Here is a 21560-nt window from a genome sequence, read left to right on the forward strand (position 1 = left end):
ACGCGCGATGCACGCTCACATCATCATCGGCGCATTGCGCGAATCGCAGCGCGTCTGCGCGGCCATCGCGCTCTGTCTTGCGACGCTCGTCCCGCTGCACGCCGTCGCGGCAACCGCGCAAAGAACGTTCGCGACGCCCGACGACGCCGTCAGCGCGCTCGAACAGGCGCTCGAATCGAACGATGACGACGCGCTCATCGCCATCTTCGGCGAAGCGCACAAGCAGCTCGTCGTGACGCCGGATGAAGCGGAAAACCGCGAGCTGCGCGAAAACGCGCTGAAGGAAATGAAGACGTTTCATACTCTCGTGGAGACGGCGCCGGACCGGCGCACCTTGCGCATCGGCGACGAAGCGTGGCCCATGCCGATCCCGCTCGTTCGCGAGCAAGGCGCATGGCGTTTCGCGACCGAAGAGGGCGTGCAGGAGGTGCTCGACCGGCGTATCGGCGCGAACGAACGCGAGGCCATCAAGGTGCTGCACGCTTATCTCGATGCGCAGCGCGAATACGCGACGCGCGACCGCATGGGCGACGGCGTGCTGCAATACGCGCGCAAGCTCGGCAGTTCGCCCGGCAAGCAGGACGGTCTCTATTGGCCCGCCGATGCCGGGAATGGCGACGAGCCAAGCCCGTTCGGACCGCTGATCGCCGCGAGTTCGCGTTACTTCGAAAGCCACAAGCCGGGCGACGCTTATCACGGCTACTACTTCCGCATTCTCACGAAGCAGGGCAAGCATGCACCGGGCGGCGCGTTCAGCTATCTCATCAACGGACGCATGCTCGCGGGCTTCGCGATGGCCGCTTATCCCGCGCAATACGGCAAAAGCGGCGTCATGACGTTCATCGTCAATAACAACGGCGTGGTGTATCAGAAGAGCCGGGGCGCATCCGCGCCGCCTCTGACGGAGTTCGATCCGGATTCATCGTGGACGCGCGTTTCGGGGCCATGATTCGCGATGTCCACATGAAGGGACGTGTGACGAGAGGACATCGACGATGAAAGCACGCCTTATTCTGCGATGCATCGTGGCCGGCGCGAGCGCGCTGTCGTGCGCGGGCGCGTTCGCGAACAACCTGAACTTCCTGAAGGACACGCCGATCGCCTACATAAAGCCGGCCGATCGCCAGGCGTTGAATCGCGCGGCGCAGAAGGCGCTCGAAACGAAGAAGGACGGCGAGACGATGCGCTGGAGCAACGAAGGCACGGGCAATCCGGTGCATATCGAAGGCACCGTCACGCCCCGCGATACGACATCGAGCCACGGCGACAAGTGCCGTCGCGTGACGCTCGTCGCCGTGGCGAAGGGACAGACGCAGACGTGGACGCCGATTGCGTGCAAGACGGCCAGCGGCGATTGGCGCATCAAGAAGCAGTGAGTTGCGAATAACGTCGGCGAGACGATTCACGCGCGCAACGCGCAATCACACACGCGATGCCAGCAACCGAATGCCCGCCGCGCCGAACACGATTGCGAGACATGCATCGAAATAACGCTGGACGCGCGCGTAGATGCGCCGTGCCGATGCCATCGAAAACAGCACCGCGTAGCCGCCGAACACGCTCAAGCCGATGCAAAGACAGCCCGCGACGACGCTCAACATGTGCATCGGTCCCTGACTCGCGGATGAGCCGAGCGCGGCCACGGACATCCATACGAGAATCGCTTTCGGATTGGTCAGATGCAGCAGCGCGCCGCGCGCGTAGAGCCGTCGCACGCCGTGCTCAGCCGCATTTGCCGACGATGCGCGCACTCGCGGACGCCATGCCGAGCGGCCCGATCTGAACGCGAGCCACAAGAGATAGACGCCGCCGCAGATTTTGACCGCGACGAGGAAGCCCGAATACGCCGTTAGCGCGGCGGACAGGCCGAGCGCGGCGAGCATCGCCCAGAAGAAGGAGCCGGACATCACGCCTGCCGCGAACGATAACGCCGCGCGCCGTCCCGATGTGCTCGCGATAGACATGATCGCCAGATTGCTCGGGCCGGGGCTCGCCGTGCCGACGAAGTAGGCCGACCACGCGAGCAGAAGGTTGGCGTCGATGAAGGCGTGTGCGGTCATGGTGGCTTTTCGAGGTCTCGATAACGCGTTCGAGTATCGGGCAGCAACGACGCTCGCGAACAGGGACGGTTCTTCATCGTGCGTGCAGGCCAGTCTGCCGCCTTTCAAGCGAACCACGAAACAATTACGCGCGCCTGTCAAATGCATTTCACATTCATTTCCTAGAGTAGCGCGTCAACCGGCACGTTCAGATCGCAACGGTCTGAAGAAAGACTCGCACAGCCGGTACACAACCCGCAATCAAGGACTTGAAACCACATGGCGCTGCCCCTCGACCTTTCCCGCCGCAAGGCCCTCAAGATTCTTGCCGGCGCGCCGATGCTGCCGCTCGGCGGTTCGGCCGCCGCTTCGCTGCTCGCCACCGCATGCGGCGGCAGCGACAGCAACGCGGCGCCCGCCGTATCCGCGCCTGCGTCGACGGCGGCGTTCACCACGGCCACGTTCAGCAGCATGGCCGCGCCCACGCTCGCCAATCCCGCCGCGATGGCCACGACTTCCGTCGCCTCGACGATGACCGTGAACTTCAGCGACGGCAGCAACCGCGCCTACAAGCTCGCGTATCAGCCGTTCTTCGTGACGGGCGATGTCGTGCCGAACACGGCCGGCGGCACCATCGTCGCGGGCGGATATGTCGATATCGACAATCAGCCGATCATCGACCGCTCGGTGGCGGGCAAGGAGCGCCAGTTCTTCTCGGACTGCCCGGACGGCACGTCGCTCATCAAGCTCGACAAGCCGAACGTCAAGGGCGTGAAGGGCAACGCCGTGTTCGCGGTCGTGCAGTTCGAATACACCACGCGCGATCAGAACGCCGCCAGCATGTATGGCCGCCTGCCATCGCCGATCGCCGTTCTCACGCTCGATCAGGATCCGGCCACCGGCAAGCTGTCGCTCGTGAGCTACGCGAACGTCGATACGTCGAAGGCAAACGGGTTGTGGATCACCTGCGGCGCGAGCCTTTCGCCGTGGAACACGCATCTGTCGAGCGAAGAGTACGAGCCGGATGCGGCGCTCGGCGCGAAGGACGCGCAGTTCCTCGCATACAGCAAGAACCTCTACGGCGACGAAACGAAAGCGCGTCCGTATCACTATGGTCACGTGCCCGAAGTCACCGTGAATCCGGACGGCACGGGCAGCATCAGGAAACACTATTGCCTCGGACGCATCTCGCATGAATTGATTCAGGTCATGCCCGACAAGCGCACCGTGATGATGGGCGACGACGCCACCAACGGCGGCGTCTTCATGTTCGTCGCGGACAAGGAAGCGGATCTTTCTGCGGGCACGCTGTACGTCGCGAAGTGCGCGATGACATCGTCGGCGGGCGCGGGTTCGGCCAACCTCACGTGGATGAATCTCGGCCACGCAACGAGCGATGAAATCGAAAATCTCGCCAACACGCTGACGCTCGCCGACATCATGGACGTCGTGAGCGACGCGACGGTCGGCGCGACGCTCGATGCCAGCTACACGCGCATCAACTACAACGGCGCGTTCAACTGGATTCGCATCAAGCCGGGCATGGAGAAAGCGGCCGCGTTCCTGGAGACGCATCGCTACGCGGCATTGCGCGGCGCGAGCATGTGCTTCACGAAGCTCGAAGGCACGACGGTCGATGCGAAGGACAAGATCGTGTATTCGGCGATGTCGCAGATCGTCAAGTCGATGGTGAAGGGCGACGCGCACGCAGCCGAATTCGCGGTCGACAAGACCATCAACTCGGGCGCGGTGTACGCGTTCAACCTGAAGGGCGGCCAGCGCGACTTGTCCGGCGCTGCGATCAACAGCGAATGGGTGCCGGTCGACATGGCCGCGCCCGCCGCGCTCGTGGGCGAGGACATTTCGGCGGACGCGCTCGGCAACATCGGCAATCCGGAACGCATCGCGAATCCCGACAACCTCAAGTTCTCCGAGAAGCTGCGCACGCTGTTCATCGGCGAAGACAGCGGCCGGCACGTCAACAACTTCCTGTGGGCGTACAACGTCGATACGAAGACGCTGTCGCGCATTCTGTCGGCGCCGTCGGGCGCGGAATCGACGGGCCTGCACGCGGTCGACGAGATCAACGGCTGGACTTACATCATGAGCAACTTCCAGCACGCGGGCGACTGGGAAGCGCCGCTGCATGCGAAGGTGCAGGCGACGCTCGATCCGCTCATCCGCGCGAACTACAAGGATCGCTACGGTGCAGCGGTGGGTTATCTCACCGCCGATCCGGCTTCGATCAAACTGAGTTGACGGCGTGATGCGACGAGAGCGAAGCATCGCGCTTCGCTTTCGTCGCCAATGTCGCGGTGCGGGTGAATGATTCTTGTCTTAGCCGCTTTAGCGTGATCGCCAAGAGAATTAAAAAATGAGCGAAGCGTTAAGTCGGCGTTCAGGCGTTTTAATGAATCTGTATTCGTTCGTTTAATAACGCGAGAAGCATTGCATCCGAAATGCGACCCGTTTTGTTCTTGCATGAGAGGCAACTGCCGCGCATTGAAAGATACAGCTTGACTTAAGCATTCCTTATTGTAAGTTTACTTTGAAAGTCAACTGTCGATGCTCGGTCGCTCGTCAACGCGGGGCGATCTCACTTCTATTCCCCAAACAGAAAATACTTGCGATACCGAACGGCTTTCTCTCAAAGCAAAGGCCGTCGCTTCCCCGTCAGGGGTTCGTGTGCGCCGGATCTCCTTTTCCCGGCGGCAGATTGATATCGCCGGACCGTGCCATATGCGGGGTCCTCAAATCGTATTAGTGCGTGCGAAACGCTGCATTCAGCGAGGCTTCCTGCGCGCATATCGGATCGGATTAAAGACAAGGCGTCGGCGCGCGAATCGATCGTTTCATTGTGTCCAAGGCAAAGCGGATGACTTAGGCGAGAGCCTAATCGGCAGTTTTCAGGAAGCGTTGTCTTCCAGTCATCTCTCGTTAGACCTTATTCAGGAGGCAAACATGAAGAATCTAGCCTTAGCGGCATTGCTTGCCGCGTTAGCTGCTTCCCCGGCTTGGGCCGAGACCATTGCGTCCAACGGACCCAGCGGAGCGCATTATGCGAACGGCTCCGCAGAACCGGTATGCACCGTCGATCCAGCCACTCAGGACGTATCCTGCACCGGGACCACGATAGGAGGAGTCGGCCATACCAACGCGGTAGCGACGCTGTCAGCGACTTACTCGGCCACTGTCCAGTGCCGCAATCACGGCGGTCAGATCGTGAATGTGAAGACGCAGACCGTGGCGTCGTCCTCATCGGGCCAGCTAACACCTTCCAGGAACGGGCAACTGATTGTGCCGTCGCTCGGTACGACTGCGCCAGGCACGCAGGATTTACTCGCCTCGGCGACCTGCCCGAATGGCAATTGGACCAAGGAGTTGCTCGGGGGAGTGACGCTGACGAGCTTTGCGTACACGCTCATCTTCAAGGGCTTTACTCAGCCGTATATCAGTATCGTGAGCGCTTGATGGAACCCGTGTAGTCTTTCGTGCGTGCCGGCACTCGCTGGCACGTCTGCGCTGCGGTTGATGTCGTCATTGAATGATCGGATGCTTGATCGTGAAATCGAACGTTGATGCCAGTTACCGTCGCTTTCTCGCGGCCGGTTATATGTTTGCGTCGGGCTTGCTGGTCTATGGATGCGGCGGCGGCGAGTCCGCGCCTGCATCGGTGGCCGCTACGCAGAACGCGTCGGAACAGAACCGATTGGATTCGGAAAACCCGGAAGCTGCGTCGCAAGCACGGAAGCTATCCGCGCCGTCGAAGGCGGCGGATGAAAACGTGCCGACGGCGGCATCGCCCGGAATGAGGCAACTCAGCGCGTTGCCGCAAATGTCATCGCTGTCGGAGCCTGAGAAAGCGGGGCTGCTGATGCTGCTTCCGTCCAAATCGCCGTCGCAACGGATGCAACTGATCAACATGTATCCGGGGCTGGCCGCGTTGAACGAACAGCAGAAAGAGATTCTGCTCGACAAGCTGGACAAGATCGTTCCGCTCGCGACAACTCGGCGGTAATTCAGCGATAACTCAGCGATAAAGACGCAGACGGCACGCGCCGCCGCGCTAAAAACCAAGCGCAGCGGGCGGCCGATTCGCTCACATCAAAGCGGCGTCTTCTTTCCCGGCGTCACCGTGCCGATGTCGTCGACGTTCGCCACGCCGCGCGTCCCCGCGACGCCGCCGACGCCTTCCGTGCCGGCCGTTCTCTCGACTTCCACTTCGGTGCCGCGCACGGTGTCACGGACGGTTTCCGTGCGGTTCGATGCTTCCTTGCCGACCACGACTTCCTCGACGACGCGCGCCGTCTTCGCGATCACAGGCTCCTCGGCGGTCTCTCTGATCTCGACGAAGCCTTCCTTCAGATCCGCCGCCGTCGCCGGGCGATCCACCGGCCTGCGTTCGATGCTCGCATGCTCTTCACGCAGATTCACCGATTCGCTCACCGGCGTTTCCGTCACGCGCGAATAGACGCGCACGCCGCCCGTCTGCACTTCGCGCTTGCCGACATCGAGCGATTCCTGCACCACCGGGAACGCCTGCCGTTCAGCCGCGATTTCATCCGCCGTATAAGCGGGCGCGTTGCTGTCGTAGCCCGTATAACCGGTGTTGCGCCATTGCGCGACACGCGTGTCGATATCGATGGCGCCGGCTGCATAGAGCGCATCGCGCACGCGTTCCACGGACGTTTCATCGGTGACATCCACCGACAGCAGCGCGCCGCCGCGACGTACCGCTTCCTGATAATGGCCGATTTCCTCGGGCCGATCGTGATCGCCGAACAGGTTCTTGAAGAAATGCTCGATGCGCCCCATCGCGCCCTCGTGCTCTTCGCCGACGCGACGGTCCGCGACTGCATCGCGCGTGGCGAGATCGCCGGTCATGGACGTCGTCCCTGCATCGTTGGCGTGCACGTTCATGTCCGTGCGGGCGATGCCTTCTGTTTCCAGGCGAGTCCGGGCGACTTCTGCATCCTGAAGGGTATTGAATACACCGATGATGGTCTGAGTCATTGCAGCATCTCCGTAAGAAATTAGGCATACGCAAGCCGGGATTGAAACGCGTGCGGTCATAGTCGCAACGGTCGTTCCCGCGCTGCGCGCCTGAATGAATTCAACTGGCGTCAGGGTCCGGCTTCCACTCGCCGCTCGTGCCGTCGCGGCGCTCGACCACCAATTCTTCGGAGTTCAAAAGAACATGGTGGACGACGTCCTGCTGCTGCTCGCGTGTCGTCACATACACCTCTTCTTTCAACGTAAGCTGCATGCGAACGACGGGCACGTATTCGTACACAGGAATGACGAGCGTGTCGCCTTCGCGCCGCGGCTCCGCGCGTTCTTCCACCGGACGATTCACCGCCACGCGCCTGACGTCGACTTCCTGGCTGCGCAATCGCATGGAAACGGGATGCATCTCTTCATGCACCACCTTGCGAACGCGCACGGCGCCCGTCTCGGTCGTCGTCACGCCGACGGACAGTTCTTCCTGCACGGCGGCGAGCCGGACTTCGTCGGGCGCGTGGGATGGATTCGCGGGCTTGTCATCGGTGCTCATCGGTTTCTCCGTTGGTACAGACGATCATCGAAAGACGCCTCCAAATAAGCTGCGGCGTTGATGCCCGCGCGATGAATGCGCAAACGCCGTGCCGAACGCGGGCACGCGGCATGGCTGTCCAAATGGGAATCAGTTTTGAATCAGTTTTGAAGCGGCGATGGCAAGATGGGGCGGCTATCGCCCGCGACGCATCAATACGCGAGGCGCGGCGGAACGTAAGCGCCGTAATAGGGACCGACGCCGCCGCCTACGGATGCGATCTTGTAACCGGCGATGAAGTGCCCATGAATGTACTTGTCGCTGGCGCCGTTAGCGGTGTCGATATGAAAGGCTGCAAAAGCGACGATCGGCTGCGCGGAACTCGTCACGTCGTCTACAACGGGTACGAGCACGTCGACGTTCCATGGGACAGACGAATAGATCGTCGTCTTGACGCCGGACTGAATCCAAATGGAATCGCCTATGCGCAAGCCCGCAGGATTGCCGTTCGCAATCAGTCCGCGCACCGTGGGGACGTCGTTGTTAGTGGTCTGAAAAGAAGTCCACTGACCGGCTTCGCAGCCGTTGTAGGTCTGGGCGTTGCCGATCTCGACCTGCGGAGGGTTTCCGCTCGAATCAACGACGGGCGTGCCGGTTTGCGCGTTCCAGTATTGGTTGTAAATACACCGTCCGATGGCCACCGGAAACAGCGCGTTCGCCGCGACGTATCCCGGCGCCGCCACGATAGCGACGGCGCTCGCGCTGGCCGCGCCGCTGTCGATGCCAAGCATGCGAGCAAGAAAGAAGTTGACCGGACCGCCGTTGCTGCCCGTCGCGCGTGCGACGGTGCTTTGGACGGCGGGCGCGTCGTTGGCGCCGGGCGTGATGCTTTGACTCTGCAAGCCCAAAGGCACTCGCGCGAGATTCCAGTAGCCCGTTGCGATGGCCGCGTCTTTCAGCGCGATGCCATCGGATGAATTCAGCGTGACGGCTTGCGCGGCTGCATCATGAGCGCCGCTCCAGTTCGCACCGCTTCCGATAGTCAGAAGATGCGCGGCGCCCGAGAGCGCAGAAGCGTCGGCGTCCGTTTGCAGTTCGGTCCTGGCGAGAAAAAGATGGCCGATATCGACAGCAAGCGCGCCGACCGCAAGCGTCATGCATAGCGCAATCGGCATGGCAATCGCCATCGAGCCGCGCTGCCGGCGAAGAGACGACGCACGGCGGCCGCGACGGAGTGAGTTTGGTGATGAAGTTTCCCGTCCGGGCGGAATGGGCCGATTCAACATTACGACCTTATTCACTCGTAATTCATCACGGCGGTCGCGGAAAGCGATATCGGACCGGTGAGCGTGGTGAATGCGGAACCGACGAATAGTCCCTGATAAGGATACGAGACGGTGACTGAGAGCGGGCTGCCCGTCGTCGTGCCGTTCGACTGATTCACGGTCACCGTGGGAACGTTGCTCGATTTGCCACTGACCAGAACGCCGTTCAGTGCCGCCGTTGCCGTTGCGGAAACCTGGCTCGTCGTAAGCGGTGGAACGCTCACGCATGTTCCCGCGCGCGCGGCAACGCGTGCAGCGTTTGCAATCGCGGCCTTGTCGTAAAGCATGAGCGTGACGTCGATAATCCCGACAAGAACGAGCAACATAAAGGGCAGCACGATGACGAACTCGATTGCCACGCTGCCGTTTTCCCTGACGCTGACGCGCCGACCCCGCGACTTGCCAGCGCTGCTTCGACGGAGGAGCGAGGGATGACGTGCATCCGGCTTCATGCGATTCCTTCGAGAGACGTTGCTTACGCTTGTAGTGGACGAGAGGTCACGTATTGCGGGCTTTCGTCAGGCGGGATTGGTCCATGGTGTCTGTTCTTGACGTGCCGATAGTGCATTGCATGAGCGACGCCACGCAGGTTCGATTCTTCTGAAGAACCCGACGGCGTGAGATCGTAGATGCGCGTTGCTTAAGGCTTGCTTAAGCGAAATGAGCGATGCAAGCGGCTTAAGGCGCGAGCCATCCGCGCCGGATCGGCCACGAAAAAGTCCTTCTATAAAGTGCGACGAGCACACGCACGAAGGAATCGCCCGCACGCGCCCACAGCGGTGCAAGGAGCGCATACGCCACGCACGAGACGCCGGCCGCACCCACCATATCGAGCGGAAAATGCACGCCGATGCACACGCGCGCCCAGGCGACCGCCGCGCCCGCGAGCGCCAGAAGCAGTCCCGTGCGGACGAGTCCGGCAAGAAGCAAGGTCAACGCGATGCTCGCGAAAACCGTGACGTGATCGCTAGGAAACGAAGAATCCGGCGCGTGTTCGATAAACGTATGGCCGAGGCCGATCATGAACGGCCGTGGATGCATCCAGACGAGACCGATCAACTGATTGAAGCCGAGCGCGAGAAAGCTGACGCAAAAGCCGCGCACGGCTGCGTCGCGTTGACGGCGATCGCCGAACAGCCACATGAAAGCCAGCACGGCGGGAATCAGATAGACGAGATCGTTCGCAATGGCGAGTGCAATGTCGATCTGCCATTGCGGTGAATCGGCGCGTGCGTTGATCAGAAGGAACAACGCGCGGTTGAGCGCTTCAAGTCGGGTCATGCGGCGGTCCTCGAACGGGAGTAGCGCGACATGCTAGTTCGCGGACGCTTATGAAAGGCTTAGCGCGCCTGAGCACGCGATTGCGCATCTTCACGCTGAACGTGAATTCACTCGTGTTACTCTCTCGGTTCTTCGCTGGGGAGTAGCCGGCTTTCCGCATCGCGGGAAGCGCTCACGTCAACACACTCGGTCCATCGGGCCGTGGCGTGAGCAGCCAGAACAGGTTGGCAAGACCATCGATGGAACGCGCCTGAAGGTCGGGAGGCGTCTTCCGTCGCATCTTCTTGCCCGACCAGAGCGCTACTCAATGAATCTCGCATCGACCATTTTCCTCGCCTTCGCCATGTCGACGGACGCCTTCGCGGCAGCCGTCGGAAAAGGCGCGAGCCTGCACAAGCCGCGTATTGCCGAAGCGCTCAGAACCGGCGTCATCTTCGGCATCATCGAGGCCATCACGCCGCTCGTCGGCTGGGCAGTGGGACGGTCGGCGGCGCAGTACGTCACCGCGTGGGACCACTGGATCGCGTTCGGCCTGCTCTTTTTGCTCGGCGCGCGCATGATACGCGAAGGCTTCGGCCAACCCGAGCACGGCCACGAGAAGCCCGACTCGCATTCGTTCTGGGTACTCGCGGCCACCGGCTTCGCCACCAGTATCGACGCGATGGCGGTCGGCGCGGGCCTCGCGTTCATCGATGTCGATATCTTTTCGACCGCGGCGACCATCGGCATCGCGACCATGCTCATGGTGACGATCGGCGTGATGATCGGGCGGCTCGTCGGCGCGACTATCGGCAAGCGCGCGGAGATCGCCGGCGGCCTCGTTCTGATCGGCGTCGGCAGCGCCATTCTCGTGGAGCACCTCGGCTTGATGAGCTGAAGCGAGGACGCATCGAACCCGGCTCATCGCGTTTCGGCATGTCCGTTTCAACGGAGACCGATCATGACAGCGTTGCGACCGATGCGCCTTCTCGCCTGTCTCGCCGTGGCAGCGTTGTTCGCGTGGCCTGACGATGTATCGGCAACGGAACAGGGCGATGCGACGCATCTTCCGCTACAGCACGTCGCGGATGTTCCCATGCCCGGACGCACGTCTCGTTTCGATTACGAAAGCGGCGATCCCGCGCGTCATCTCTTGATGATCGCGCATCTGGGCGATAGCGAAATCGTCGTGTTCGATACGCACGATGCGCGGGTTATCGGCACGATAAAGAACGTCGCGTCCGTACACGGCGTGCTCGTGATTCCGGAGTGGTCGCGCGTGTTCGCCTCGGCGACCGGAACGAACGAAGTCGTCGCTATCGACGAGAACACGCTGAAGGTCATCGCGCGCATGCCGGCAGGCGTGTATCCGGACGGCATGGCCTACGCGCCCGACGCGCACAAGCTCTACGTTTCCGACGAGACCGGCAAGACCGAGACCGTCATCGACGTTTCGACGAACCGCCGCCTGAAAACCATCGCGCTGGACGGCGAGGCCGGCAACACGCAATACGATCCCGTCTCGCGGCACATCTTCGTCAACGTACAGACGCGTCGCCAGCTGATAGAGATCGATCCATCGACGGATGCGATCGTCGCGCGCATCGACGTGGCCGGCGCGAACGGGAATCACGGCTTGCTCATCGTGCCGCAACTGAGGCTCGCGTTCATCGCCTGCGAAGGGAACAACAAACTGCTTGTCCTCGACATGCGCACGATGCGCGTGACGCAATCGTTCGACGTGGGACGCGCGCCCGACGTGCTGGCGTTCGATGCTTCCGCGAACACGCTGTATGTGGCGGGCGAGGCGGGCGTGGTCTCCATGCTCCGCCACGACGGGACTCGCATGACGAAAGTGGGCGAAGGTTTTCTGGGGCCTGACGCGCACGTCGTCTATGTGGATGACGCGACGCATCGCTCGTATTTCCCCCTCAAGAATGTCGACGGCCATCCGGTCCTTCGCATCGTGGCGCCGCTGCGCTTGCCCTAGGGTTTACACAGATTTTCAATTTTCCCGCTCTTCCTACAATGACAATCAATTCACGTATAGCAAGCGAAGTTGCTATACATAAATTGAAGCTGTCAGGAGACGCGGCATGCAGACCGACTATCAGAAGTTGCGGTTCGATTACACTCGCGCGGCCGAGCACGATGCGCCGTCGGGCGCGGTGCATCCGGTCGTCGTCGTCGGAGCCGGGCCGGTCGGGCTTTCCACTGCCGTCGATCTGGCGCAGCAGGGCGTGAAAGTCGTGCTCGTCGATAACGACGACACGCTTTCCTCAGGCTCGCGCGCCATCTGCTTCGCGAAGCGCACGCTGGAGATTTTCGATCGCCTCGGCTGCGGCGATCGCATGGTCGAGAAGGGCGTGAGCTGGAACGTCGGCAAGGTCTTTCTTCAGGACGAACTCATCTATACGTTCAACCTGCTGCCGGAAACGGGCCATGCGCGGCCTGCGTTCATCAACCTCCAGCAGTACTACGTGGAAGGCTATCTCGCCGACCGCGCGATGCAGCTCGACAACCTCCAGATGCGCTGGAAAAGCAGCGTCGCCGGATTGACGCAGCACGACGATCACGTCGAATTGCAGATCGAGACGCCCGACGGCGCGTATCCGCTGCGCGCGCGATACGTCGTCGCAGCCGACGGCGCACGCAGCGCCATGCGCGGCCTGCTCGGTCTCGATAGCCGGGGCCGCACGTTCAAGGACCGCTTTCTGATCGCGGACGTGAAGATGAAGGCGTCGTTTCCGACCGAGCGCTGGTTCTGGTTCGATCCGCCGTTTCACCGCAATCAGTCGGTGCTGCTGCATCGCCAGCCGGACAACGTATGGCGTATCGACTTCCAGCTCGGCTGGGACGCCGATCCCGTCGCGGAGAAAGCGCCCGAGCGCGTCATTCCGCGCGTGAAGGCGCTGCTCGGCGAGGAGGTCGAATTCGAACTGGAATGGGTGAGCGTCTACACGTTCTCGTGCCTGCGCATGAATTCGTTCCGTCATGGCCGCGTGCTCTTCGCGGGCGATTCGGCGCACGGCGTGTCGCCGTTCGGGGCGCGCGGCGCGAACAGCGGCGTGCAGGATGCCGACAATCTCGCGTGGAAGCTGCGGCTCGTCGTGAACGGCGACGCACCGTCCGCGCTGCTCGACACCTACGCGTCCGAGCGCGAGTTCGCGGCCGACGAAAACATCCTCAACTCGACGCGTGCGACGGATTTCATCACGCCGAAGAGCGCGGTTTCGCGCCTGTTCCGCGACGCGACGCTCAAGCTCGCGAAGGACTGCGCGTTCGCGCGGCGCATCGTCAATAGCGGGCGATTGTCGGTTCCCGCGGTGCTGCGCGATTCGTCGCTGAATACGCCCGACGATCCCGCCGATTCATTCTCCTGCGCGATGGTGCCCGGCTCCGTCTGCACCGACGCGCCCGTCGTCGCCGATGGCAAGGACGCCTGGTTCCTGCATCAGCTTTCCGGCGGCGCGTTCACGGGCGTCTACTTTTGCGGCCTTCACGACGACATCGGCGAGACGGCCGCGCAACTCGCGGCGCTCGCGCGTCTGCCGGTGGCGGTGCGTCCATTGATCGTCGCGCCGCGCGGCGTGAAGGTGCCGCCGATGGCCGGCGTGAACGTGGTGGAAGACGCCGAAGGCATCGTCACGCATCGCTTCGACGCGCGCCCCGGCACGTTCTATCTCGTGCGCCCGGATCAGCACGTGTGCGCACGCTGGCGCGCGCTCGACGCCGCCGCGATTTCCGCCGCCGTGGACCGCGCCACGTGCAACGCCAACCCGAACGGATGAACGGATCATGAGCCACCTGAATCTCGAACCCAACATCGCGGATATGGACGCTTTCTACGAGCGTCTGATCGACACCCACAACGGTCTCTCCGATACCGACAGCCAGATGGTCAATGCCAAACTCGTGCTCTTGCTGGCGAACCATATCGGCGATATGGACGTGCTCGCCGAAGCGTTCGCGAAAGCGCGCTCGGGCGTGATCGCCGCGTCGGATTGCGCGGGCGCCTGAGCGCTCAGACGCCGATCGCGCCGAATCGCCAGGACAAGCGCTGCGCCGCCGCGAGCAGCGCACGCGCGACGGGGCCGTCGTCATCGCGCTCAATGTCGCGCGACGAGCCGATCACCGCGATCACCAGCCGGATGCTGCCCGTATGGTCGAAGATCGGCGCGGCGAACGTGCCGATGCCGGGAACCGGCGCATCGAATGCATCGTCGAGGCCGCGCTCGCGAATGCCGCTCAAACGCTCGCGATACGCGCGGTCGAGCGGCGGCTTTTCGGCGGCGCCGGCGAGCCGTATCGGCTCCTGCGCGAGCAATCCTTCCAGCACGTCCTCCGACATATGCGCGGCGAACACGCGCCCGATCGCCGTATTCACGAACGACATCACGGTGCCGACGCGCAAGCTGATGTGCTGCGGCCGCGCGGATTCCTCCAGCCGGATGATGGTCGGCCCGAGCGGACCGAGCGTGGCGGCGGCGACGCTCAAATGCGTCTTCGCGGCGAGCGCGACGATTTCGGGTTCAGCGTCGCGCGTGGGCGTCAGGCGTTGCAGCGCGATCAGGCCCAGCTCGAAGCCGAGCGGACCGGCGGAAAAACAGCCGTCGTCGTCGCGCGAAATGAGGCCGATCTTCTGCAAGCTGACGAGATGCGGGAACGCCTTGGCGGGCGGCATGCCCGCGGCGGCGGCGAGATCGCGCAGGTTCATCGGCTGACTGGCGGATGCCAGCGCGTTCAGCAGGTCGCCCGTGCTGTCGAGCGCGTTGATGCCGCGCTGCGCCTTCGCTTCGGTGGAGGCGGCGTCGTTCGTGTTCGGGGAAAAATCAGAGGGCATGAATGGATGACGGTTGAGTCAGCGCTTGCGTGATGCGCCGCGCGACGTCGCGCAGTTCGCGCGCGATGTCGCCGGTCCAGGTGACGTCCATCGCGCCCGATGGCCCGATGACCGTCAGCGCGAGCTGCAAGCGGCCGTCGGCGTCGAGCACGGGCACGCTCAGGCTGCTGATGCCGGGACTCGGCATATCGACGCTGCGCGCCATGCCGCGCTTTCGCGTGTCGTCGATATTCGCCTGCCGGACGGCGTGATCGGGCGCGGCGGATTCGTCCATGCCGATGCGCGGCCCGTCGATGCCTTGGCCTTGCATCATCGCCGCGAGTTGAACAGGATCGAGGAACGCGCTGAACACGCGCCCGGTGGACGTGGTTTGCAGCGACATCACCGTGCCGACGTGCAGGTTCACATGGAGCGGATAGCCGCCGCGTTCGTATCGCACGATGGTCGGGCCCTGCGCGCCCGCCACGCACACCGCGACGCTATATCCGACGCGCTCGGCCAGCCCCGCCGCATGCGACGCGGCCACGCGATACGCTTCCTGCTGCTCGACGAACATCAGCCCGAGACGCAGCGAGAGCGGGCCGGGCTCGTAGTAGCCTGTGAGCGCATCGCGCTTGACGAGGCCGAGCCGCGTCAGGCTGACGAGATACGTGTGCGCCTGCGCAGTCGAAAGCGCGGCGGCGCTGGCGAGTTCGCTCAATGCCACCGGCTCGCGGCGGCGTGCGAGCGCTTCGAGAATGCGCCCGGCCACTTCCACGCTCTGAATGCCGCGTTGCGGCTTGTCTGTCACTTCTTTCAAGGGTGCTTCGCTCCTGCCGCAGTCCGATCGTTCGATGCTAGCGCATCCGGCGGCCCCATCCTAGAACCGGGGTTTTCCCGTAGTTCAACTATAGCAAGGCGATTTGCTATTGACAAATATCAACCGCGACGCGACCATGCATCATCCACTGCCGATCGAACGGAGACAGACATGGCAAAGGCATTCGCATCCCAGGCCGATCTCGAAGAGAAGAAGGTCAGCTTCACGCAGCTTTGCGAGAACGCATGGGCCTACACGGCCGAGGGCGATCCGAACTCGGGCGTGATCATCGGCGACGACGGCGTGCTGATCGTCGATACGACCGCGACGCCCGCGATGGCGCAGGACCTCATCGCGAAGATTCGCAGCGTGACGGACAAGCCGATCAAGTACGTCGTGCTGTCGCACTATCACGCGGTGCGCGTGCTGGGTGCATCGGCGTATTTCGAGGAAGGCGCGCAGCAGGTGATCGCGAGCCGCGGCACGTATGAAATGATCGTCGAGCGCGGCGAGCAGGACATGAAGTCGGAAATCGAGCGCTTTCCGCGTCTGTTCGCGGGCGTGGAAACCGTGCCGGGCCTCACGTGGCCGACGCTCGTGTTCGAGAAGGAAATCACGCTGTGGCTCGGCAAGCTGGAAGTGAAGATCGCACATCTCGGCTCGGGTCACACCAAGGGCGATACCGTCGTGTGGCTGCCGTCGCAGAAGGTTCTTTTCTCCGGCGATCTCGTGGAATACGACGCCGCCTGCTATTGCGGCGATGCGCAACTCGAGGAATGGCCCGCGACGCTCGAAGCGCTGCGCAAGCTGGAGCCGCACAAGCTCGTGCCGGGACGCGGCCCCGCGCTGCTGAATCCGGCGGACGTGGACAAGGGTATCGACTACACGAAGGACTTCGTGACGACGCTCCTGCAAGCGGGGCGCGAAGCCGTCGCACAGAAGCTGGACCTGAAGGGCGCGATGGCGCTCACGCGCAAGTCGATGGACCCGAAGTTCGGCCAGGTGTTCATCTACGAACACTGTCTGCCGTTCGATGTCTCCCGCGCGTACGACGAAGCGAGCGGCATCAGGCATCCGCGCATCTGGACGGCGGAGCGCGACAAGGAAATGTGGACCGCGCTGCAGGACTGAGTCATCGCACGAGGGCCCTTTTCGGGCCCTTTTCAGAACCGGGCATGCGTCCATAGAAGGCGCGGCCGCCGTGGAGAGAGACAATGCACAATTCCGTCGATATAGAATCGTCAGGACTCACGAATAATATCGCGGACGATGACCGCATCGTCGCGAAAGTCGCGTGGCGCATCATTCCGTTTCTGTTTCTTTGTTATGTCGTGTCGTTTCTGGACCGCATCAACATCGGCTTTGCGCAGTTGCAGATGAAGCACGACCTCGGCTTCTCCGACGCCATGTACGGGCTCGGCGCGGCTGTGTTCTATATCGGCTACGTGCTGTGCGAAGTGCCCAGCAACATGCTGCTTGCCAAGTACGGCGCGCGCCGCACGTTCACGCGCATCATGTTGCTGTGGGGCATTGCATCGGTCGGCATGATGTTCGTGAGCAAGCCGTCGCATTTCTACGTGCTGCGCTTCATGCTCGGCGTGTTCGAAGCGGGCTTCTTTCCCGGCATCGTGCTGTATCTGACGTACTGGTTTCCCGCGAATCGCCGCGCGGCGGTAATGTCGGTGTTCTTCGCGGGCGTGGCCATTGCAGGCGTGCTCGGCGGACTCATCTCCGGCTGGATCATGCGCGACATGAGCGGCGTGCTCGGCCTCTACGGCTGGCAATGGATGTTCGCCATCGAAGGCGCGCCCGCCGTGTTGCTCGCGTTCGTCGCGCTGTTTTATCTGGTCGATAGACCAGAGCATGCGCACTGGCTTTCCGATGCGGACAAGTCGCGGCTCATCGCACTCTGCGCGCAGGATCGCGACGTGAAGAAGGGTCACGATGCCCGCAGTTTCGCAGCCGCGCTTCTCAATCCGCGCGTGTATCTCTTCGCGTTCATCTATTTTTCGCTGACGTGCGCATCGCTCACGCTGAACTTCTGGATGCCGCTGATGATCCGCGACTTCGGCATCAAGGACGTCGTGCAAGTGAGTCTCTATACCGTGATACCGAATGCGATCGGCGCGGTCGGACTCATACTCATTGCGCGCCGATCCGACCGCATGGGCGAGCGGCGCAGGCACTTCGCGTTCTGCACCATCGGCGGCGGCATCGCGCTCGCGGCGCTGACGCTGCATCTCGACAGTTTCCCCGCCATGCTCGCCATTCTTTCAGCCGCCGCCGTGCTGATCTTCGCCGCGCTGCCGATCTTCTGGGCCGTGCCGCCGAGCTATCTCTCGGGGAATGCGGCGGCGGGCGGCATCGCGTTGATCAGTAGCATCGGCATCACGAGCGGGATTGTGAGTCCGTGGGTCATCGGCATGATTCGCACGAGTACGGGCAGCATGGATCTCGCGGTGTATCTGCTGGCGGCATTGCTTTTTATGAGCGGCATCGCGCTAATGGCGGGCGTGCGCGCGAATCACGAATAGAACGATGGCTTCGGCACGCGTCCATTCAGCGCCCAGTCGCCGAGTTCGCGCACTTTGTAGTCGATGGGATCGTGCAGCGTATGCACGCGCACATTGCGCCAGAAGCGATCGAGGCGCAGCGCCGCTGTGGTCGAACGCGCGCCGGTCACGTCGAACATGCGGTTCGCGACTTCCAGCCCGGCGCGCGCCGCGGCGACCTTCGACGTGGCCACCGCGATCGCCACTTCGCCGCGTTCGCTTTCGGTGAGTGCGAGGCCGCGTTGCCATGCAGCATCGAACGATTGCATGGCGCGTTCGCAGAGCAGACGCGCGCCTTCGAGCGCAACGTGGAAATCGCCGTAATGCGCGATCACATACGGATCTTCCGATGGACGCTCCGCCTGCGATGCAATCCACGGACGCGTCTGCGCGAGCGTCGCTTCACGCGCGGCCTGTAACGCGCCTTCGCCGATGCCGAGATAGATGTGGCTCAGAATCACTTGCGCGAGCAGCGGCCTCAGGCACGCGAAAGGACTGGATAGCGGGCCGGGATCGTTCAGCAACTCATCCTGCGCAATGCGTACGCGCTCGAAGATGACCGTGCCGCTATCCGTCTGACGCTGGCCCATGTTGTCCCAGTCGTCGAGCACGGTGATGCCTTCGCGGTTCGTCGGCGTGACGGCGATGAGCAGCTTGCCCTCGCTATCGAAAGCGGAGGCGGGCAATCGATCGGAGTCGCGCGCGCCGGAACAGAAGCTCTTGCGGCCATCGAAGAGATAGCCGTTGGCGGCATCATCGGGAAGCACGCGCGTGCTCTTGTCCAGCGGATTCAGCGCGTTGCCCCAGAACCAGCCTTGTTTTACCGTCTCGCTCAGCCAATGGCGAACTTGCGTGTCGCGGCCGAAGAGGCGGATGGTCGCGAGTTGCAGATGATGGAACGCGAAGAGATGCGCGAGCGAGCTGTCGACTTGCGCCATGCGTCGAACGATATCGAGCGTGGTCGACCACGGAGCGCCATCGCCGCCGTATTCCGTGGGTATCGACAGACGAAGCAGGCCGCTTCTGCGCAGTAGAGCGCGCTCGTGAAACGCAGTGCCGCCGGCTTTGTCGCGCGCGGCGGCGGTTTGCGACCATTCGCGCAGGACGGCATCGAGTGGCTCGGTCCACGGGGCATGACTCATTTGGCTCATTGCAGTGCCTCCTGACGTTGATCGTTTCGCTTTTCTGTCACCCGTTCGACACGCGGCGTGACTGCAAGCGTACAACGACTATTTTTTCAGCGTAAGGAGGAGCAACTCGCGACCGGCGATTGGCAGCGCGATCAAGCGTAAGCGAGCGCGACTCCAGCCCGTTCCAGCAAATGCAGATTGCGCGCCGACAGATTCGCGAATCTTAGCTGCTTGCCCGCCTTTTGATAGCGCTCCTTGAGCGTTTCGAACGCAGCGATCGCCGAATGGTCTGCAACATGCAGATGCCGGCAATCCACGGTGACATATTGCGGGTCGCTTAGCGGCTTGAAAAGGCCCTGAAAATTAGCGGTCGATGCAAAAAACAGCGTGCCATGCAGCGTATAAACCGACGAGCCATCGGCGCCTTTCTCGACGTCGGCACGAATTTCACGCGCATGCTGCCAGGCGAAGTTCAACGCTGCAATGACGATGCCGCACAGCACCGCGACGGCCAGATCAGTGAAGACCGTGATGACCGTTACGAGCACGATGACCAGGGCATCGTGACGCGGCACTTTACCGAGCACCCGAAGCGATCCCCACGCGAACGTCTGTTGCGCAACGACGAACATCACGCCGACGAGTGCCGCTAGCGGAATACGCTCGATGAGCGGCGAAAGAAAGAGAATGAACAACAGGATCATGATTCCACTGGTCGCGCCGGAAATGCGACTGCGCCCGCCCGAACTCAGATTGATCATGGTTTGACCGATCATCGCGCAACCGCCCATTCCGCCAAACAAGCCGGACACGACATTCGCAAGCCCGAGTGCAAGGCATTCCCGATTGGGCTGACCGAGCGTTTCAGTGATTTCGTCAGTGAGATTGAAGGTCAACAGTGTTTCAAGCAAGCCGACGATTGCCATCAGCAAAGCGTAGGGAAAGACGATCTTGAATGTCGCGATAGCGAAGGGAATAGTCGGGACATGAAACGCCGGCAATGCGCCTGCGATGTGCGCCATGTCGCCCAGTGTGCGCGTAGGCAAGTGAAAGAACTGACCGATCAGCCCGACGCCCACGATCGCAACGAGCGCAGGCGGCACCGCCTTGGTGATGCGCGGAAGCACATAGACGATAAGCATCGTCACACCGACGAGACCGCACATGATGAGTAGCGGGATGCCATGAAGCCACGCTTCGCCTTGCGGTGTGGCTTCCTTGAAGTGGCTCAATTGCGCCATTGCAATGACGATAGCGAGACCGTTCACGAATCCGATCATCACCGGATGCGGCACCATCCGGATGAGCTTGCCGAGTCGCATGAGACCGAAAAGCATCATGAGTACGCCGCTTAAAACGACGGTTGCCAGCAGATATTGCGCGCCGTGTTGCACGACCAGCGCGACGATGACCACGGCCATGGAACCCGCCGCGCCCGAAATCATGCCGGGCCTGCCGCCAAGAATCGCGGTCAATGCACAGATGATGAAAGCGCCGTATAAGCCCATCAACGGGTTGAGGTGTGCAACGAGCGCAAAGGCAATGCACTCGGGAACGAGCGCGAAAGACGAAGTGAGGCCCGCAAGGAAATTGCCAGGAATATTCGAGAGCCACTGCTCTCGAGTCGTCGGAATCTTCATCGAAGTCTGTTTTGCGGTCGAAAATACAGGTCACGCCGTTTCGCGTAACGGTCAGGTTCGTGACGTCGCGGCAGGCGGTGTTCGGATAACCGGTGATGGTGGCGTGTCGGCGCAAGCGGCCGAGCGGTGCTCGATAAGCGACATCGGCAAGCGGCGGGACAAGCTGCCGACGAAAGCGGGTCGTAGTTTACCCTAAGGCACGTCATCGCGTTTGCGAGTCGAAGATGCCATGCTGCGCGCCGATCCGCGCATCGCCGTGCATCACATGCAGGATCCGAATCAGGATCGGCTGATGTTGTCGGCAATGAGTTACTTCCGGCTGAAGCATCGCGTGAACGTGCGGGCGCTTTGATCGAGCGTCAGCGCTCGCGAGAATACGTCATGCGCGTGAGTGACGGCACGCTCGTTGCGCTCGCTAGGAAAAGTAATGAAGCAGAAC

Annotated in this window: 20 protein-coding genes, 1 pseudogene and 1 riboswitch; of the genes and pseudogenes, 12 read left to right on the top strand and 9 right to left on the bottom strand. The window is 62.3% G+C overall.

Annotated features, from left to right (window positions below; all coding sequences use genetic code 11):
- The first annotated feature begins 7 nt into the window (after nucleotides 1-7).
- Complete coding sequence (locus NCR39_RS15920; RefSeq protein WP_250453052.1) at nucleotides 8-949, top strand: DUF2950 domain-containing protein; 942 nt, start codon at nucleotides 8-10, stop codon at nucleotides 947-949.
- A gap of 46 nt (nucleotides 950-995) precedes the next feature.
- The gene (locus NCR39_RS15925) at nucleotides 996-1376 is read left to right on the top strand and encodes an RT0821/Lpp0805 family surface protein (protein ID WP_250453053.1); all 381 of its coding nucleotides are present in this window, start codon (nucleotides 996-998) and stop codon (nucleotides 1374-1376) included.
- A 45-nt stretch (nucleotides 1377-1421) separates the two neighbouring features.
- Here the strand turns inward: NCR39_RS15925 and NCR39_RS15930 are convergent, their stop codons facing one another.
- A complete protein-coding gene (locus tag NCR39_RS15930; RefSeq protein ID WP_250453054.1) occupies nucleotides 1422-2060 on the bottom strand; it encodes a LysE family translocator in 639 nt (212 codons plus the stop codon).
- Between the two features lie 258 nt (nucleotides 2061-2318).
- Here NCR39_RS15930 and NCR39_RS15935 point away from each other — a divergent pair, with 258 nt between their 5' ends.
- The 3 genes from NCR39_RS15935 (at nucleotide 2319) to NCR39_RS15945 (ending at nucleotide 6057) form a co-directional block, all read left to right on the top strand.
- Nucleotides 2319-4298 carry a PhoX family protein gene (locus NCR39_RS15935; protein WP_250453055.1) on the top strand — a complete coding sequence of 660 codons (1980 nt, stop codon included), beginning with the start codon at nucleotides 2319-2321 and terminating at the stop codon, nucleotides 4296-4298.
- A gap of 702 nt (nucleotides 4299-5000) precedes the next feature.
- Nucleotides 5001-5510: a hypothetical protein gene (locus NCR39_RS15940; RefSeq protein WP_250453056.1), complete on the top strand. Its 510-nt coding sequence runs from the start codon at nucleotides 5001-5003 to the stop codon at nucleotides 5508-5510.
- A 91-nt stretch (nucleotides 5511-5601) separates the two neighbouring features.
- On the top strand, nucleotides 5602-6057 hold the full coding sequence (locus NCR39_RS15945; RefSeq protein WP_250453057.1) for a hypothetical protein: 456 nt from the start codon (nucleotides 5602-5604) through the stop codon (nucleotides 6055-6057).
- 86 nt (nucleotides 6058-6143) lie between these two features.
- Here NCR39_RS15945 and NCR39_RS15950 read toward each other — a convergent pair whose 3' ends face one another.
- The 5 genes from NCR39_RS15950 to NCR39_RS15970 all read right to left on the bottom strand — a co-directional run bounded on the left by NCR39_RS15950 (nucleotide 6144) and on the right by NCR39_RS15970 (nucleotide 10178).
- Complete coding sequence (locus NCR39_RS15950; protein WP_250453058.1) at nucleotides 6144-7052, bottom strand: YsnF/AvaK domain-containing protein; 909 nt, start codon at nucleotides 7050-7052, stop codon at nucleotides 6144-6146.
- Nucleotides 7053-7152: 100 nt separating this feature from the next.
- Complete coding sequence (locus NCR39_RS15955; protein ID WP_250453059.1) at nucleotides 7153-7593, bottom strand: YsnF/AvaK domain-containing protein; 441 nt, start codon at nucleotides 7591-7593, stop codon at nucleotides 7153-7155.
- 191 nt (nucleotides 7594-7784) lie between these two features.
- Nucleotides 7785-8858, bottom strand: coding sequence for a TadG family pilus assembly protein (locus NCR39_RS15960; RefSeq protein ID WP_502800239.1), 1074 nt, complete (start codon nucleotides 8856-8858; stop codon nucleotides 7785-7787).
- 11 nt (nucleotides 8859-8869) lie between these two features.
- A complete protein-coding gene (locus tag NCR39_RS15965) occupies nucleotides 8870-9223 on the bottom strand; it encodes a TadE/TadG family type IV pilus assembly protein (RefSeq protein ID WP_250453649.1) in 354 nt (117 codons plus the stop codon).
- Nucleotides 9224-9575: 352 nt separating this feature from the next.
- A complete protein-coding gene (locus NCR39_RS15970) occupies nucleotides 9576-10178 on the bottom strand; it encodes a phosphatase PAP2 family protein (protein ID WP_250453061.1) in 603 nt (200 codons plus the stop codon).
- Between the two features lie 130 nt (nucleotides 10179-10308).
- Nucleotides 10309-10474, top strand: a riboswitch (yybP-ykoY riboswitch).
- An 11-nt stretch (nucleotides 10475-10485) separates the two neighbouring features.
- Between NCR39_RS15970 and mntP the strand changes: the two genes are divergently transcribed.
- From mntP to NCR39_RS15990, 4 genes are all read left to right on the top strand, one after another.
- The gene (gene mntP / locus NCR39_RS15975; RefSeq protein ID WP_250453062.1) at nucleotides 10486-11055 is read left to right on the top strand and encodes a manganese efflux pump MntP; all 570 of its coding nucleotides are present in this window, start codon (nucleotides 10486-10488) and stop codon (nucleotides 11053-11055) included.
- 63 nt (nucleotides 11056-11118) lie between these two features.
- Nucleotides 11119-12147 (top strand): YncE family protein, encoded by a 1029-nt coding sequence (locus NCR39_RS15980; RefSeq protein ID WP_250453063.1) that lies wholly within the window; start codon nucleotides 11119-11121, stop codon nucleotides 12145-12147.
- Nucleotides 12148-12253: 106 nt separating this feature from the next.
- Nucleotides 12254-13948 (top strand): FAD-dependent oxidoreductase, encoded by a 1695-nt coding sequence (locus NCR39_RS15985; RefSeq protein WP_250453064.1) that lies wholly within the window; start codon nucleotides 12254-12256, stop codon nucleotides 13946-13948.
- Nucleotides 13949-13955: 7 nt separating this feature from the next.
- Entirely contained in the window at nucleotides 13956-14177 is a 222-nt protein-coding gene (locus NCR39_RS15990; protein ID WP_250453065.1) for a DUF2783 domain-containing protein, read from the top strand.
- A 4-nt stretch (nucleotides 14178-14181) separates the two neighbouring features.
- Here NCR39_RS15990 and NCR39_RS29915 read toward each other — a convergent pair.
- Nucleotides 14182-15790: pseudogene (locus NCR39_RS29915) on the bottom strand (IclR family transcriptional regulator).
- 180 nt (nucleotides 15791-15970) lie between these two features.
- On the opposite strand from NCR39_RS29915, the gene NCR39_RS16005 reads away from it, so the two are divergent.
- Both NCR39_RS16005 and NCR39_RS16010 read left to right on the top strand, forming a co-directional pair.
- Nucleotides 15971-16930, top strand: coding sequence for an MBL fold metallo-hydrolase (locus NCR39_RS16005; protein ID WP_250453067.1), 960 nt, complete (start codon nucleotides 15971-15973; stop codon nucleotides 16928-16930).
- A gap of 83 nt (nucleotides 16931-17013) precedes the next feature.
- The gene (locus NCR39_RS16010) at nucleotides 17014-18333 is read left to right on the top strand and encodes an MFS transporter (RefSeq protein WP_250453068.1); all 1320 of its coding nucleotides are present in this window, start codon (nucleotides 17014-17016) and stop codon (nucleotides 18331-18333) included.
- Here NCR39_RS16010 and NCR39_RS16015 read toward each other — a convergent pair.
- Entirely contained in the window at nucleotides 18324-19502 is a 1179-nt protein-coding gene (locus NCR39_RS16015) for an acyl-CoA dehydrogenase family protein (RefSeq protein WP_250453069.1), read from the bottom strand. The genes NCR39_RS16010 and NCR39_RS16015 overlap by 10 nt on opposite strands.
- Nucleotides 19503-19633: 131 nt before the next feature.
- Complete coding sequence (locus tag NCR39_RS16020) at nucleotides 19634-21121, bottom strand: SulP family inorganic anion transporter (RefSeq protein WP_250453070.1); 1488 nt, start codon at nucleotides 21119-21121, stop codon at nucleotides 19634-19636.
- 229 nt (nucleotides 21122-21350) lie between these two features.
- Between NCR39_RS16020 and NCR39_RS29645 the strand changes: the two genes are divergently transcribed.
- Nucleotides 21351-21473, top strand: coding sequence for a hypothetical protein (locus NCR39_RS29645; protein WP_284507238.1), 123 nt, complete (start codon nucleotides 21351-21353; stop codon nucleotides 21471-21473).
- Nucleotides 21474-21560 lie beyond the last annotated feature (87 nt).

The sequence above is a fragment of the Caballeronia sp. ATUFL_M2_KS44 genome (genome assembly GCF_023630965.1).
Classification (GTDB): Bacteria; Pseudomonadota; Gammaproteobacteria; order Burkholderiales; family Burkholderiaceae; genus Caballeronia; species Caballeronia concitans.